Origin of the sequence: Glutamicibacter sp. FBE19 (assembly GCF_015524875.1) — a bacterium.
GTDB lineage: Bacteria > Actinomycetota > Actinomycetes > Actinomycetales > Micrococcaceae > Glutamicibacter > Glutamicibacter halophytocola.
The window spans coordinates 107016-122637 of record NZ_JACKQN010000005.1; the positions used below are offsets into that span (position 1 = coordinate 107016).

17 protein-coding genes are annotated in these 15622 nt (G+C 60.4%); 16 read left to right on the plus strand and 1 reads right to left on the minus strand.

Annotated features, from left to right (window positions below):
* The 15 genes from rho to H6F58_RS10355 form a co-directional block, all read left to right on the plus strand.
* Nucleotides 1-1571 (plus strand): transcription termination factor Rho (gene rho / locus H6F58_RS10285; RefSeq protein ID WP_195181710.1); only part of this gene is annotated, 1571 nt, incomplete at its 5' end.
* Between the two features lie 163 nt (nt 1572-1734).
* Nucleotides 1735-2808: a peptide chain release factor 1 gene (gene prfA, locus H6F58_RS10290; RefSeq protein WP_060701285.1), complete on the plus strand. Its 1074-nt coding sequence runs from the start codon at nt 1735-1737 to the stop codon at nt 2806-2808.
* A 7-nt stretch (nt 2809-2815) separates the two neighbouring features.
* Nucleotides 2816-3706, plus strand: a complete 891-nt coding sequence (prmC, locus tag H6F58_RS10295; RefSeq protein WP_195181711.1) for a peptide chain release factor N(5)-glutamine methyltransferase — start codon at nt 2816-2818, stop codon at nt 3704-3706.
* 12 nt (nt 3707-3718) lie between these two features.
* A complete protein-coding gene (locus tag H6F58_RS10300) occupies nt 3719-4402 on the plus strand; it encodes an L-threonylcarbamoyladenylate synthase (RefSeq protein ID WP_195181712.1) in 684 nt (227 codons plus the stop codon).
* Complete coding sequence (locus tag H6F58_RS10305) at nt 4399-5517, plus strand: MraY family glycosyltransferase (RefSeq protein WP_146274868.1); 1119 nt, start codon at nt 4399-4401, stop codon at nt 5515-5517. The genes H6F58_RS10300 and H6F58_RS10305 overlap by 4 nt, the downstream gene beginning before the upstream one ends.
* A gap of 166 nt (nt 5518-5683) precedes the next feature.
* Nucleotides 5684-6118, plus strand: a complete 435-nt coding sequence (locus H6F58_RS10310; RefSeq protein WP_060701289.1) for a hypothetical protein — start codon at nt 5684-5686, stop codon at nt 6116-6118.
* 286 nt (nt 6119-6404) lie between these two features.
* Nucleotides 6405-7196, plus strand: coding sequence for a F0F1 ATP synthase subunit A (gene atpB, locus H6F58_RS10315; RefSeq protein ID WP_084793160.1), 792 nt, complete (start codon nt 6405-6407; stop codon nt 7194-7196).
* 97 nt (nt 7197-7293) lie between these two features.
* A complete protein-coding gene (locus tag H6F58_RS10320) occupies nt 7294-7506 on the plus strand; it encodes an ATP synthase subunit C (protein WP_028268761.1) in 213 nt (70 codons plus the stop codon).
* An 80-nt stretch (nt 7507-7586) separates the two neighbouring features.
* Nucleotides 7587-8141, plus strand: a complete 555-nt coding sequence (locus tag H6F58_RS10325; RefSeq protein ID WP_060701291.1) for a F0F1 ATP synthase subunit B — start codon at nt 7587-7589, stop codon at nt 8139-8141.
* Nucleotides 8141-8953 (plus strand): F0F1 ATP synthase subunit delta, encoded by an 813-nt coding sequence (locus H6F58_RS10330; protein ID WP_146274869.1) that lies wholly within the window; start codon nt 8141-8143, stop codon nt 8951-8953. Before H6F58_RS10325 ends, H6F58_RS10330 begins: the two co-directional genes overlap by 1 nt.
* Nucleotides 8954-9075: 122 nt before the next feature.
* Nucleotides 9076-10713, plus strand: a complete 1638-nt coding sequence (gene atpA, locus H6F58_RS10335; protein ID WP_060703342.1) for a F0F1 ATP synthase subunit alpha — start codon at nt 9076-9078, stop codon at nt 10711-10713.
* Nucleotides 10714-10789: 76 nt separating this feature from the next.
* Entirely contained in the window at nt 10790-11683 is an 894-nt protein-coding gene (locus H6F58_RS10340) for a F0F1 ATP synthase subunit gamma (RefSeq protein ID WP_060701293.1), read from the plus strand.
* A 36-nt stretch (nt 11684-11719) separates the two neighbouring features.
* On the plus strand, nt 11720-13165 hold the full coding sequence (gene atpD, locus H6F58_RS10345; RefSeq protein WP_060701294.1) for a F0F1 ATP synthase subunit beta: 1446 nt from the start codon (nt 11720-11722) through the stop codon (nt 13163-13165).
* A gap of 2 nt (nt 13166-13167) precedes the next feature.
* Complete coding sequence (locus H6F58_RS10350; RefSeq protein WP_060701295.1) at nt 13168-13437, plus strand: F0F1 ATP synthase subunit epsilon; 270 nt, start codon at nt 13168-13170, stop codon at nt 13435-13437.
* An 8-nt stretch (nt 13438-13445) separates the two neighbouring features.
* Complete coding sequence (locus H6F58_RS10355) at nt 13446-13874, plus strand: DUF2550 domain-containing protein (protein WP_146274871.1); 429 nt, start codon at nt 13446-13448, stop codon at nt 13872-13874.
* Nucleotides 13875-13954: 80 nt separating this feature from the next.
* On the opposite strand, the gene H6F58_RS10360 is transcribed toward H6F58_RS10355, so the two are convergent.
* Complete coding sequence (locus H6F58_RS10360) at nt 13955-14458, minus strand: hypothetical protein (protein WP_206693613.1); 504 nt, start codon at nt 14456-14458, stop codon at nt 13955-13957.
* Nucleotides 14459-14640: 182 nt separating this feature from the next.
* On the opposite strand from H6F58_RS10360, the gene H6F58_RS10365 reads away from it, so the two are divergent.
* Complete coding sequence (locus tag H6F58_RS10365; RefSeq protein ID WP_195181714.1) at nt 14641-15621, plus strand: NAD-dependent epimerase/dehydratase family protein; 981 nt, start codon at nt 14641-14643, stop codon at nt 15619-15621.
* The last annotated feature ends 1 nt before the right edge of the window (nt 15622 follow it).

Here is a 15622-nt window from a genome sequence, read left to right on the forward strand (position 1 = left end):
ACCGCGGCGAAGCCGGCGAGCCGGAGAACAACGGCGAGGCCCGCGAGGAGCGCCGCGAGCGCGGCAACCGCCGTGAGCGCAACAACGACCGCGCCGAGCGCAATGACCGCGGCGAAGCCGGCGAGCCGGAGAACAACGGCGAGGCCCGCGAGGAGCGCCGTGAACGCGGCAACCGCCGCGAGCGCAACAACGACCGTGCCGAGCGCAACAACGAGCGCACCGAGTCCAGCGAGACCGAGGGCGGCGAAGAGCGCAACGAGCGCAATAACGACCGCAACGATCGCAATAACCGCCGCGAGCGCAACAACGATCGCAATGATCGCAATAACCGCCGCGAGCGCAACAACGACCGCAATGAGCGCAACAACGATCGCAATAACCGCAACCGCCGCAACCGCCGTGATGACGACGAGCCGCAGCTGAGCGAAGACGATGTCGTGTTGCCGGTCGCCGGCATCCTGGACGTGCTGGAGAACTACGCGTTCGTCCGCACCTCCGGCTACCTGCCAGGCCCCAACGACGTGTACGTCACCCTGGGCCAGGTCAAGAAGTACAACCTGCGCAAGGGCGATGCCATTGTCGGCGCCATCCGCCAGCCGCGCGAGGGCGAGACCCCGAACCCGCGCCAGAAGTTCAACGCCCTGGTGCAGCTGACTTCGGTCAACGGCAAGAAGCCGGAAGACAACCGCGAGCGCGTGGAGTTCAACAAGCTCGTTCCGCTGTACCCAACCGAGCGCCTGCGCCTGGAAACCGATCCGAAGCTGGTCGGCCCGCGTGTCATCGACCTGGTGGCCCCGATCGGCAAGGGCCAGCGCGGCCTGATCGTTTCGCCTCCGAAGGCCGGCAAGACCCTGATCCTGCAGGCCATCGCGAACGCGATCACCATCAACAACCCAGAAGTGCACCTGATGATGGTTCTGGTGGACGAGCGTCCCGAAGAAGTCACCGACATGCAGCGCACCGTCAAGGGCGAGGTTATTGCCTCGACCTTCGACCGCCCGGCCGATGACCACACCACGGTGGCCGAGCTGGCCATCGAGCGCGCCAAGCGCCTGGTGGAAATGGGCATGGATGTTGTGGTCCTGCTGGACTCGATGACCCGCCTGGGCCGCGCCTACAACCTCTCGGCTCCAGCCTCGGGCCGCATCCTCTCCGGTGGTGTGGACTCCGCTGCGCTGTACCCGCCAAAGCGCTTCTTCGGTGCTGCCCGCAACATCGAAAATGGCGGTTCGCTGACCATCCTTGCCACCGCACTGGTGGAGACCGGGTCCAAGATGGACGAGGTCATCTTCGAGGAATTCAAGGGCACCGGCAACATGGAACTGCGCCTCTCGCGCCAGCTGGCAGAGAAGCGCATCTTCCCGGCCGTCGACGTCAACGCGTCGAGCACCCGCCGCGAAGAGCAGCTGATGAGTGCCGAAGAGGTGCGCATCATGTGGCGCCTGCGCCGCATGCTCTCGGGCATCGATCCGCAGCAGGCACTGGAAGTGCTCACCGGCAAGATCCGCGAAACCGGATCCAACGCAGAATTCTTGATGCTGGTCAACAAGACCACCCCGAACAAGGATTAGCGCCCCTGCCCGCCATGGCGTCCAGCCAGCCTGCCTTACCGGCAGCTGGCTGGACGCCATCGGCGCGTAGTGACCAGAAAACCAACTAGAATTTATTCCCAGCAGCCCGCAGCGCCGATCCGGCCCGGCTGCGCGGACACCGCCGACAAGGAAGCACACCACCATGTTCGAATCCGTCAAGACGCTACTAGAAGAGCATGCACAGATCCAGGCGCAGCTCTCGGATCCGGCGGTGTACGCCGACCAGGCGCTGGCCCGCAAGCTCGGACGCCGCTCCGCCCAGCTCAACGGCATCGTCGAAGCCTACAACCGCTGGCACAGCGCCACCGAGGATCTGGAAGCTGCCCGCGAAATGGCAGATGAAGACCCGGATTTCGCCGAAGAGGTCGAGACCCTGAGCGCGGCACTGCCTGAATTGCAGGAAAAGCTGCGCCGCCTGCTGATTCCGCGCGACGAGAACGACGCCCGCGATGTGATCCTCGAGGTCAAGGGCGGCGAAGGCGGCGACGAGGCCGCGCTGTTCGCAGCCGACCTGCTGCGCATGTACACCCGCTACGCCGAGAACAAGGGCTGGAAGGTGGAGATGATCTCCTTCAACGAATCCGACCTTGGCGGCTACAAGGATGCCCAGGTGGCCATCAAGGGCAAGTCGAACGACCCGGCTGAAGGCGTCTACGCCCAGCTGAAGTTCGAAGGCGGCGTGCACCGCGTGCAGCGCGTGCCGGTGACCGAATCCCAGGGGCGCATCCACACCTCGGCAGCCGGCGTCCTGGTGCTGCCAGAAGTCGACGAGCCAGAAGAAGTCGAGATCCACCAGAATGACCTGAAGATCGACGTCTACCGCTCCTCGGGCCCCGGCGGCCAGTCCGTGAACACCACCGACTCCGCGGTGCGCATCACCCACATGCCCACCGGCATCGTGGTGGCCATGCAGAACGAGAAGTCGCAGATCCAGAACCGCGAAGCCGCCATGCGCGTGCTGCGCTCGCGCCTGCTGGCCCACCAGCAGGAGATCATCGACCAGGAGAACTCGGCCCAGCGTGCCAGCCAGATCCGCACCATGGATCGTTCCGAGCGCATCCGCACCTACAACTACCCGGAAAACCGCATCGCGGATCACCGCACCGGGTACAAGGCCTACAACCTGGATGCCGTGATGGACGGCGACCTGCAGCCGGTGATCGAATCCTGCATCCAGATGGACGAGGAAGAGCGCCTGGCAGCGCTGGGCGAGTAATAGCGCCTTGGAAGAACTCTCAGCCGTTCGCCAGGCGGCGATTGCGGCGCTGGCCAGCGCCGGGGTGCCAAGCCCCGGCGTTGATGCCGACCTGCTGCTCTGCCATGTGCTGGGCATCAGCCGCTCGGAGCTCAAGCTCCGCGAGCTGCGCGGCGATGTTTTCCAGGGCGACCAGCGCGAGCAGTTCACCGCGCTGGTCGCCGCGCGCCGCACCCGCATTCCGCTGCAGCACCTGACCGGGGTAGCCCACTTCCGCTATCTCGAGCTGAAGGTCGGCCCCGGGGTCTTCACCCCGCGCCCGGAGACCGAAACCGTGGTGCAGCTGGGATTGGATTTTGTGGCCGCGCACCGAATCGATGCTCCTTCCTGCATCGATTTGTGCTCCGGCTCCGGGGCCATCGCTGCGGCGCTGGCCAGCGAGCTGCCAGGCTCCAGGGTCTGGGCGGTCGAGCTGTCCGCCGAGGCCATCGGCTATACCCGCGCCAATTGCCTGCCGCACCAGGTCACCGTCCTGCACCAGGATGCCACCAGCCTGCCCGGTGAATTCGACGGATCCATGGACCTGGTGATTTCCAATCCTCCCTATATTCCGCCCAATGCGATTCCGCGCGAGGCGGAAGTCCGGGACCACGATCCGGATATGGCCCTCTATGGCCTGGGCGAGGACGGATTGCAGATTCCGCGGGCCATCAGCGCCCAAGCCATGAAGCTGCTGCGCCCCGGCGGATATTTTGTGATGGAGCACGCCGAGGTCCAGCAGGATTCCGCCGCGGCGATGCTGCGCGAGGCCGGATTCGAGCGGGTGGCAGGCCACAAGGATTTGACCGGACGGGCCCGTGCCACCTCCGGCTACGCACCACACCGAGAAGCAGTACCACCTACGACCCACCGTGCATGAAAGAATGATCCCGTGAGCACAAGATTTTTGGTAAGCAACGAGCAAGAGCATGCAGCAGGAATCACCGCGGCCAAAGCCGCCTTGGCGGACAAGCGGTGCATCGTCTTGCCCACGGATACCGTCTACGGGATTGGGGCCGACGCTTTCAGCGCCCAGGGCGTAGCCATGCTGCTGGCAGCCAAGGGGCGCGGGCGCACCATGCCGCCACCGGTACTCATCGCGCAAACGGCCACCATGGATGGACTGGCCCGCGACATTCCTGATGCCGCGCGCAAACTGGCCGAGGCGTTCTGGCCGGGGGGACTGACCCTGATTTTGCAGGCCCAGCCGTCGCTTACCTGGGACCTGGGGGAGACTCGCGGCACCGTTGGGCTGCGTGTACCAAATGATGAGACTGCCTTGGAACTGCTGCGCGAAACCGGCCCGCTGGCTGTTTCCTCGGCCAACCGCACCGGCCAGCCCGCAGCCTTGGACGCCGATTCGGCCATGGAGCAGCTGGGCGAATCCGTTGACGTCTACCTTGATGGCGGTTCGCGCGGCGAGAATTCGACCGATGCCCTGCCTTCGACCATCATCGACTGCACTGGCGAACACCTGAAGGTCGTTCGCTCGGGCGCGATTTCCATCGAGGAACTGCGCGTTGTCGTCCCCGAGGTGCTCGACATGGGACAGGATGCCCCAGGCCAGCGCGCATGAGAATATACCTTCTTCTCATCGCCTTCAGCTTCACCGCCTCATATTTGCTGACCCCCATGGTCCGTTCGCTGGGCCAGCGGTACACCGCCAACCAGATGCTGCGCGAACGCGACCAGCATCAATCGCCCATCGTGAAATTTGGCGGCGTGGCCATCATCGCTTCCTTCGGCATGGGCATTTGGCTGGCGAGCAATTTCCACTTCTTCCGCGGAGTCTTCGGCGGCCAGGCAATCCAGGGCCTGAGCCTGGCGCTGCTGGTCATCCTGCTCCTTGGCCTCGCCGATGACATGTTCGACCTGCGCTGGTGGATCAAGCTCCTGGGCCAGATTCTCATCGGCTGGCTGATGGCGACCCACGGGGTGCTGATCCAGTCGCTGCCGGTGGGCTCGTGGCAGATCAGGGAACAATGGCTGCAGGTTGTTGTCACCATATTCCTGATTGTCCTGACCATGAACGCCATCAATTTCTCTGATGGCCTGGACGGCTTGGCAGCCGGCCTGGCAGCTATCGGCGCTGCCACCTTCTTCGTGTACTCCTACGTTCTGGCAACGCATGTGAGCGCCGATGACTATGCGAATCTCGGCGCCCTGCTGTGCGCCCTGTTGCTCGGCGCCTGCCTGGGCTTCCTGCCGCACAACTTCAATCCCGCGAACATCTTCATGGGGGAGACCGGGGTGCTGGCGATCGGCTTGATCCTTTCGGTGGCCGCGATCGCTGTCACCGGCGACGTGCAGGGACTCGAAGCCCGCCGGTTCCGCAATATCCCGGCCTACATGCCCATGCTTTTGCCGATGGTGATCGTGTTCCTACCAGTGCTGGACCTTGTACTCTCGGTCTTCCGCCGCCTGGCCAACAAGCGCTCACCCTTTTCACCGGACTCGAAGCACATCCACCACCGGATGCTGGCCCAAGGCCACTCGGTGCGCCGCGCGGTGATCCTGCTCTATCTGTGGGCCGCCGCGATCGCAGTCTCGGTGGTGTCAATTGCGTTCATTCCGGTGTTCCTGGTGATCCCCATGGCCCTGGTCCTCTTCTTGGCTGCGGCCATCGGAACGTGGTGGCCATTGGTCGTTCAGCGGGTTGGTGCTCTGCGCAAGCGCCTGGGGCATGATTAGCTTCACCAAATGGTCGAGTAATCCACAAGCAAAGTCTTTCTATCTCGTGTAGAATTCAGAGTAGATCTTCTTCCGGGAGCTCTTTTTGGGCGAGCGGAAGTTTCAAGTTTCATCAGCATCGTGGGTGCACGATGGTCCCTCGGATTGACGAAGAAAGGTTGCGGACGTGGCTTCCAGTTCTGCCCGCATCAGCACTTCCTCAGCTCCGAACTCCATCTGGTTGCCGATTTTGGCTTTGTCACTGGTGTATTCGCTGATCGCAACAGCCGCATTTTTCCTGATTTCGTGGTTGTTCGCTGATCTTCGCTATGCACTGTCGGGCGCATTGGCGGCCGGGGTGGTTATTGGCTTCTTTGCCATTGGCATTCTGATCGCCGAAGCTGCAGGACGAATTCGCCGCTCGTGGGCCATGCCTGCGTTTTTGGGCGCATATGTCATCAAGGTTTTTGGTATCGCCTTCGTGTTGTTGAACCTGGGTTTGCCCGAATGGGTTAACCGGCAGGGATTCGTTCTTGCAGCAGCTATCTCACTCGTTGCCTGGCAGGTTGGCGAAGTTCGAGCCTTCATGAAGGCCCGGCTGGCAATCTACAACGAGGACTAGGGAGTACCGGCCGGCGAATGTGTCGGAAGGATGCTGTGAGTTTGATAAGCTTACTACGGGTCATTTTTAGCTGAACGCTGTAATGCGTGAGGCTGGATACATATGCGCTTGCGGGGAAACCCGCAGGTGGCACCTCATCAGGGTTGATGCTTCCGGCAACAGCTGTGGTGGGATCCCCGTTTGATCTTTTCTTCACACGGTGAGAGGCAGTTTCCGCCAGTCACCGCCTTTTGCCCGTGACCGTTACTGCAGAGAGGACAGCGCGTTGTTCGCGTTTGCGCTCCCAATGGCCTCAGAAGAAGGCGGCTTCATTCCGCCATCGGTGTCCGATACCCACCTCCCAGAGATTTTCCCTTGGGCAGCTGAGTACGGCACCGGTTTCGGCAAGCAGATGCTCATGATCGTTTTGTCGATCGCGCTCATCACTTGGTTCTTCACCATGGCCATCAAGAACCCGAAGCTGGTTCCAGGCAAGATGCAGTACATCGCTGAATCCGGTTACGCCTTCGTGCGTAACGGCATCGGCCGCGACATCATCGGCGAGAAGAACTTCCGCCCGTGGATTCCGCTGCTATTCGCGACTTTCTTCTTCGTACTGCTCAACAACCTCTTCGGCGCGATCCCGTTCTTGCAGCTTCCATCGTTCTCACACGCTGGTTCTGCATACGCGATGGCCATCATTATCTACGGCACCTGGATTGCTGTAGGCCTGAAGAACCACGGTATCCGATTCTTCAAGCTGGCCGTCACCCCACCGGGTGTCAGCCCAGTGATGTTGATTCTGCTGGTGCCGTTGGAAATCATTTCTAACTTCATTGTCCGCCCGCTGACGCACTCGCTGCGTTTGATGGCAACGATGCTGGCAGGCCATATCATTGTGATGCTGGCTGCTTCAGGTGCACGCCACTTGATCGTCGTCCAGGACTCGCTGGCACTGAATGGTGTTGGTGTTCTGGTCATCGCAGGTTCCGTGGCTATGTACTTCCTGGAATTGTTGATCATGGTTCTGCAGGCGTTCGTGTTTACGCTGCTGACCGCGATCTACATCCAGGGTGCAATTGAAGCTGACGCCCACTAGGCCATTTCTTATTTACTAAATCCCAAATGTTCTTCCTTGAACGATTCAAGGAAAACCTCACAACCTACCGGCAAAAAGCCGGTATCTTGAAAGGAAAATTCGCATGAGCGGCTCCCTGAACATGATCGGCTACGGTCTGGCAGCAATTGGTTCGGCTATCGGCGTGGGCTTGATCTTCGCAGCGTACATCAACGGCGTTGCACGTCAGCCAGAAGCACAGCGCATCCTGCAGCCAATCGCAATGCTCGGCTTCGCACTTGCTGAAGCACTGGCCATCCTTGGCCTGGTTTTCGCCTTCGTTATCAAGTAAGTCCTTCCCGGCTGTAGTGGCCTCGCCACTATCGCGAGGCATACACACAAGTGGAAACTAATAGATAAGGAATGGTGAGAATGAATAGCACTGACTTCATCCTCGCTGCGGGCGAATCGGTCAACCCGCTGATGCCTAACCCGTGGGAAATTCTCGTCACGGGCGTTGGCTTCGCGGTCCTCCTTTTCATCGTCATCAAGGTCATCGCTCCGAAGTTTGAGCAGTCCTATGAAGATCGCGTCACCGCGATCGAAGGCGGTCTTGAAAAGGCCGAGGCAGCGCAGAAGGAAGCAGAGGAGACCTTGGCACAGTACAAGGCCCAGCTTCTGGAAGCACGCACCGAAGCAAACCGCATCCGCGAGGAAGCTCGCAGCGAAGGCGCTCAGATCCTTGAAGATCTGAAGACCAAAGCAACCGACGAGGCTACTCGCATCAGCGAGCAGGCTCAGCGCCAGATCCAGGCAGAGCGCGCAGCCGCTCTGTCCTCGCTTCGCACCGACGTGGGCACCTTGGCCACCGAGCTTGCAAGCAAGGTTGTTGACGAAGCTCTGAAGGACGATGCCCGTGCACAGCGCGTGGTTGATCAGTTCCTGAACGATTTGGAAGCTCAGCAGAACGCAGGTGCATCGAACTAATGGCAAGTGTATCGAGCGAGTCATTGGCAAAGGCCTTGGAGTTCCTGGAACCCAAGCTGGCACTGGCATCTATTGAGCTGCCAAAGGAACTGTTCGCGGTCCTGGAAGTACTGGATGCAAATGCCGGTCTTCGCCGAGCACTGACTGATCCAGCCCGTGAAGATGCCGAAAAGGCAGGCCTCTTGGCTCAGCTGCTGCACGGAAAGGTCTCGGCTGCAGCTGAGGACACCGTCGCCCAGCTGGCTTCAACCCGCTGGAGCTCGGAACGCGACATTAGCGATGCGCTCGAAACGCTGGCTGTCACCGCGGCTACCGCAGTGGCTGAACAGCAGGACGGCGCTTCAGGGCTGAACAAGCTGGAGCAGGATCTGTTCTCCTTCATCGAGGTGGTCCGTGGAAACCACGAACTGCAGCGTGCGTTGGATGATGCACAGGCCCCAGTTGAAGCTAAGCGCGCACTTGCGCTCAAGCTTGTGCCTAACGCGTCGCAGACCTCGCAGGTTTTGATCTCCCAGGCAGTTTCGAACCCACGCGGTTTGAAGCCTGCAACCCTGGCCGAACGCTTCGTTGAACTAGTCGCCAAGCGCCAGCAGCGCTGGATCGCTACGGTGACCAGCACGGTGGAGCTTTCCGAGGCTCAGCGTTCGCGCCTGGAGACCAGCCTGAACAAGCTATACGGTCGTCAGCTCAAGCTCAACACGGCTATCGACCCATCGCTGGTCGGTGGACTGGTAGTAAAGGTTGGCGACGAAGTTGTCGACGCTTCCGTGGCATCGCGCGTGGCGGATTTGCGCCGCGCACTGGCTAGCTAGGACTTCTGCCAGGAGCTGGCTCCTGGCAGTTGTTCCGGCTCGCCGGGACCAACACAGACTTCATTCACATCGATCCACCATTCTTGAGGGTGGATCACAATTTAGGAGAGCAGGGACTGCAGATGGCCGATTTGACCATCAATGCCAACGACGTCCGCAATGCCCTAAACGAGTTCGCATCTTCCTACGAACCGGGTAAGGCAGAGCGCACCGAGGTGGGACGCGTCGTCGCCGCGAGCGACGGCATTGCCAGAGTGGAAGGTCTTCCTTCCGTTATGGCCAACGAGTTGCTGAAGTTCGAAGATGGCACCCTGGGCCTGGCCCAGAACCTCGATACCCGTGAAATCGGTGTCGTTGTGCTTGGTGACTTCACCGGCATCGAAGACGGCCAGAAGGTAGAGCGCACCGGCGAGATCCTTTCGGTTCCAGTCGGCGACGGCTACCTCGGCCGCGTTGTTGATCCACTGGGTGAGCCACTGGACAACATGGGCCCAATTGCCGCTGAAGGACGTCGTGCACTGGAGCTCCAGGCACCAGGCGTGACCCAGCGCAAGAGCGTTCACGAACCATTGCAGACCGGCCTGAAGGCCATCGACGCAATGATCCCGATCGGCCGTGGCCAGCGTCAGCTGATCATTGGCGACCGCCAGACCGGCAAGACCGCTATCGCGGTTGACGCCATCCTGAACCAGCGCGACAACTGGGCAACCGGTGACGAAACCAAGCAGGTTCGCTGCATCTACGTGGCAATCGGCCAGAAGGCATCGACCATCGCTGCCGTACGCCAGACCCTCGAAGAGCAGGGCGCCCTGGAATACACCACCATCGTGGCTTCCCCGGCATCCGACCCAGCAGGCTTCAAGTACTTGGCGCCATATGCAGGCTCGGCCATTGGCCAGCACTGGATGTACGGTGGCAAGCACGTTCTGATCGTCTTTGATGATCTGTCGAAGCAGGCTGAAGCCTACCGCGCCGTGTCCCTGCTGCTGCGCCGTCCGCCAGGACGCGAAGCCTACCCAGGTGACGTCTTCTACCTGCACTCCCGCCTGCTTGAGCGTTGCGCCAAGCTCTCGGACGAGCTCGGTGCAGGTTCGATGACTGGTCTTCCAATCATCGAGACCAAGGCCAACGACGTGGGCGCGTTCATCCCGACCAACGTCATCTCGATCACCGACGGCCAGATCTTCTTGCAGTCGGACCTGTTCAACGCCAACCAGCGCCCAGCTGTCGACGTGGGTATCTCGGTATCCCGCGTTGGTGGTTCGGCACAGGTCAAGGCCATGAAGAAGGTCTCCGGTACCTTGAAGCTTGAATTGGCTCAGTACCGCGACATGCAGGCCTTCGCAATGTTCGCTTCGGATCTGGATGCCGCTTCCAAGCAGCAGCTGACCCGTGGTGCACGCCTGATGGAACTGCTCAAGCAGGGCCAGTACACCCCATACGCTGTTGAGGATCAGGTCGTTTCGATCTGGGCCGGCACCAACGGCTACCTGGACGATGTCCCGGTTGAGGACGTACGCCGCTTCGAAGCTGAGTTCATCGACTACCTGCGTCACCGCACTGACGTTCTGACCGTAATCGGCCAGACCGGCAAGCTGGAGAACGAGACCTTGGAAGCCATGAAGTCCGGCATCGCCGACTTCAAGGCCGGCTTCTTCGGTGCAGGCAGCGATCAGCTGGTTGCCGCTGGCCACGAAGAGCACGACGCTCTGAACGCCGAGTCCGTTGACCAGGAACAGATCGTCAAGCAGAAGCGCTGACAATTTTCTTGTGCTGAAGTTGCGGCGCCGGTGACGGCGCCGCAACAACAGCACAGGGGATAAGGAAAGGACACACATGGGAGCCCAGATTCGGGTCTACCGCCAGAAGATCGGATCGACCAAGTCGATGCGCAAGATCTTCAAGGCGATGGAACTGATCGCTGCATCCCGCATTGGCAAGGCACGTACGCGTGTCGCGGCATCACTGCCATACGCCAATGCGATTACCCGTGCAGTAACCGCCGTCTCGTCCCAGGCCGATGTCGAACACCCACTGACCACCGAGCCGGCGCAGGTACGCCGTGCCGCGGTCTTGGTGATGACCTCGGACCGAGGACTTGCCGGGTCCTACTCCGCCAGCGTTCTGAAGCAGGCAGAGCACCTCGTGGAACTCCTGCGTGAAGAAGGCAAAGAAGTCAAGACCTACCTGGTCGGCCGCAAGGCACAGGCTTACTTTGATTTCCGTTCACGCGAGTACGCCAGAGTGTGGACCGGGGAAACTGATTCTCCGCGTTTCGAAACCGCACACGAGCTGCGAGACGTCCTCCTGGAGGACTTCAACACCGACTACGAAGAGGGTGGCGTGGAAGAAATCCACGTCGTCTACACCCAGTTCAAGTCGATGGTCACGCAGGAACCGACGGTCATCCGTCTGTTGCCGTTGGAGGTTGTCGAGGATGAATCCGAGACTCCAACCGACGAGCTGTTGCCACTGTACGAGTTTGAGCCATCGGCGGAAGAAGTGCTTGACGCACTGCTTCCTCGGTACATCGAGTCTCGATTGTTCAACTGCCAGCTGCAGTCCGCAGCCTCCGAGCTTGCTGCACGCCAGCGGGCAATGAAGGCCGCAGGCGACAACGCAGGCGAACTGATCAAGAAGTACACACGATTGCTTAACAATGCCCGTCAGGCTGAAATCACCCAGGAGCTTTCGGAAATTATTGCCGGCGCCGACGCGCTGAACGGCTAATTCCCGACAGATCCGACCAGACAAGAAGTGAGAAAGATGACTGCCCAACTCAACGAGCAGGTTACCGCAGGGGCCATCGGTCGCATCGCGCGCGTGACTGGCCCGGTCGTGGACGTCGAGTTCCCAGCCGATGCACTGCCTGCTATCTACAACGCACTGACCGCTGAGCTGACCCTCAACGGCGAAACCAAGAAGATCACCTTCGAAACCAGCCAGCACCTCGGTGAGGGCCTGGTTCGCGCGGTATCGCTGCAGGCCACCGACGGCCTGGTCCGCGGTACCTCGGTGACCGACACCGGCGCTGCGATCTCCGTCCCTGTTGGCGACGGCGTCAAGGGCCACATCTTCAACGTATTGGGCGACGCCCTGGACGTTGACAACTCGGAGATCCAGGTCACCGAGCGCTGGCCAATCCACCGCCAGCCACCTAAGTTCTCTGAACTTGAGGGCTCGACCGAAATGCTGGAAACCGGCATCAAGTCGATCGACCTTCTCACCCCGTACATCAAGGGTGGAAAGATCGGCCTGTTCGGCGGCGCCGGCGTGGGCAAGACCGTCCTGATCCAGGAAATGATCACCCGTGTTGCACGTAACTTCGGTGGTACTTCGGTATTCGCCGGTGTGGGCGAGCGCACCCGTGAAGGCAACGACCTCTGGGTCGAAATGGATGAGGCCAACGTTCTGAAGGACACCGCCTTGGTGTTCGGCCAGATGGATGAGCCACCAGGAACCCGTCTGCGCGTGGCACTGTCCGCACTGACCATGGCGGAATACTTCCGCGATGTCCAGAACCAGGACGTGCTGCTGTTCATCGACAACATCTTCCGCTTCACCCAGGCCGGTTCCGAGGTGTCGACCCTTCTGGGCCGCATGCCGTCCGCCGTGGGCTACCAGCCGAACTTGGCCGATGAAATGGGTCTGCTGCAGGAACGCATCACCTCGACGAAGGGCCGCTCGATCACCTCGATGCAGGCTGTTTACGTCCCGGCCGATGACTACACCGACCCGGCTCCAGCAGCAACCTTCGCCCACCTGGATGCAACCACCGAGCTGTCGCGTGAAATCGCGTCGCGCGGTCTGTACCCGGCAATCGATCCGCTGACCTCGACCTCGCGAATCCTGGATCCGCAGTACATCGGCCAGGATCACTACGATGTAGCCATCCGCGTGAAGGCTATCTTGCAGAAGAACAAGGAACTGCAGGACATCATCGCGATCCTCGGCATCGACGAACTGGGCGAAGAGGACAAGATCGTCGTTGCCCGTGCACGTCGCATCCAGCAGTTCCTGTCGCAGAACACCTACACCGCAAAGCAGTTCACCGGTGTCGAGGGTTCGACCGTTTCCATCAAGGACACCATCGAAGGCTTCAAGGCCATTTGCGATGGCGACTTGGACCACATTGCAGAGCAGGCGTTCTTCAACATCGGCGGTCTGGACGACGTCGAGCGCCAGTGGGCCGAAATTCAGAAGGCCAGCTAATTATGGCTGAGCTTCAGGTCGAAATCGTCGCGGCCGACCATTTCGTGTGGTCCGGCGCTGCGAAGCTGGTCAAAGCTCGCTCGGTTGACGGCGAGGTCGGAGTTCTGCCCGGTCACGTTCCGATGCTGTCGGTGCTTGCCGCTGGGGATCTGGAAATCGAACCGGTTTCCGAGTCCCGCTTCTCGGTCCAGATCGACGGGGGATTCTTCTCCGTCGAGTCGGACCGCGTAGTGATCGTTGCTGACAACGCTGTGCTTGGTACCGCAGCGTAGGCGATGAATTGTTTGAGATAACCGCACCAGTTCTAATCGCGCTGCTGATCCTGATCGGCATCGCCTTGTTCTTCGGCGCCATGGCTGTGCGCCGCATTCAATTGCGGCGCACGCTGGGCACCTTTGATGCCTCCATCCGGACTCCCCAGGGACAATGGATGATGGTTATTGGCCGCTATGGGCCGGGACATGTAGACCTGTTGCGGTTTTTCTCTGTTTCACCGGTGCCGCGATTCCAGCTTGAGCGAAGAGGGCTGGATATCAGTGGAACCCGTCGCGCCACCGACGATGAAGCCTCGCGGATTCCGCCAGGATTTGTTGTGGTGATGCTGACCCGGAACGGGGATGAGCTGCTGCTAGCCATGGACTACCGTGACTACACCGGTTTTTCTGCCTGGCTTGAAGCCGGGCCGATTGCCGGAAGCTGGCAGATCTAGAATTTCATAAGCAAGAGCCGCCGTGACCCATGGGTTCACGGCGGCTCTTTTGTCCTGAACCTGCCTGGATGCATTGCACTTTATTCGCTGCCAACGCCCGAAGTAGCGTAGATGGTGACCCAGAGCGGGGTATCCTGCTCGTCAAGCACTTCTATCTCCACGGTGTAACCGCGGTCTTTTTGAGTGGCATCGACGAGACTTGCCGAACCGGGGGTCAAGGAACAATCGCCCTTGGATTCAAGACCGTCGTCTACGAAACGCGTGCTCCACTGGCTGTTGCCTGCACATTGGACGGCCACACCCAGCTGCGTGTAATTATCCGGAATGGGAACAACATTAATGGTCGTGCTGCCCTTGGCTCGCACCTGCTGCCGTATTTCCAGCGGCCGGCCGCCTTGTTTCAGGGTCTTTTCTTGATTCTCAAAGATGTCTTCAGAACTCGGGTAGGTGGCTTCTGGGCTAGTAGCCTCTTCTGTTGCGGGAAGAGTCGTTTCGGCACGATTGCTTAGATTTGTACAGGAACTGAGCCCTATCGCGGCGAAAAACAGCGACGCACCGACCAGCGATATTTTAAGTGCTTTCATTTTCACAGGCTATAGCCTGGGCTAAATAAATACTACGTCTTTCCTTTAAGTCTCCAGCTGGAATGCCAAGCGGATGGGAAGATGCCATCGGCATAGTGATACCTGAGCTATGAGCTGCTCGCAGGGTTGTGCCCTGCGCGATCGTACTAGGCACCAATGGCTTCCGGTAGTTGACTGTGTGCATGGGGAAAATCTTGGTTCTTGGTGGCACCGCATGGCTGGGCCGCGAAATCACGCGACAGCTGGTGGCTGCCGGCCAGGACGTGACGTGTCTAGCAAGGGGCCGGTCCGGAGGCGTGGTGCCCGGCGCCAAGCTTGTGAGCGCCGATAGAAGCCTGCCGCGGGCCTACGATGCGATTCGGGATGTCCATTGGGATGAAGTCATTGAGTTGGCTTATGAGCCACAATTAGTGGCTGGAGCCCTCGATGCCCTGTCGGAGAATGCCAAGCATTGGATCCTGGTTTCATCGATCTCGGTGTACAGCTACCAAGGGCATCCCGGAGATGCAGAGGACGCAGAAGTAAATGAACCAGTCGATCTGAGCCACTTTGGCCATGCGAAAGTTGCCGCTGAATGCGCAAGCAGCCGAGCGCTCGGGGAGCGCTTGCTCATCGCCCGCCCTGGCCTGATTGCCGGGCCGGCTGATGGCAGCGACCGTTTCTCCTATTGGGTCGCTGCCATGGCGCGGGCAGGCAATGAACCAATCATCATTCCGCCAACAACCGGACGACAGGTTCAGGCCATTGATGTCCGCGACCTCTCAGCATGGATCACTCGGGCAAGTTCGCATCGGCTCACCGGCACCTACAACGTCGTGGGCACCGCGTATCCCTTCGCCCATTTCCTGGAAGCCGCCGCCAGGGTGGCGGAGTTTGCCGGCGAAATGATTATGGCCAAGGACGACTGGCTTCTCGGGCACGGCGTCAATTACTGGTCCGGTCCGCGATCACTGCCCCTATGGGTTCCCCTTGAAGACTACGGCTTCAGCGATCGGAACAACGATAAATATCGGCAAGCGGGTGGGCAGGAACGAAATTTGGATCAGTTGCTGCACGAGGTGCTGGAGGATGAAAAAGCGCGCGGGCTTAACCGAGCTAGGCAGTCAGGGCTGAGCAGGGCCGAAGAACTGGAACTCCTGGAGGCCCTGCGCGAGACCCGCTGAG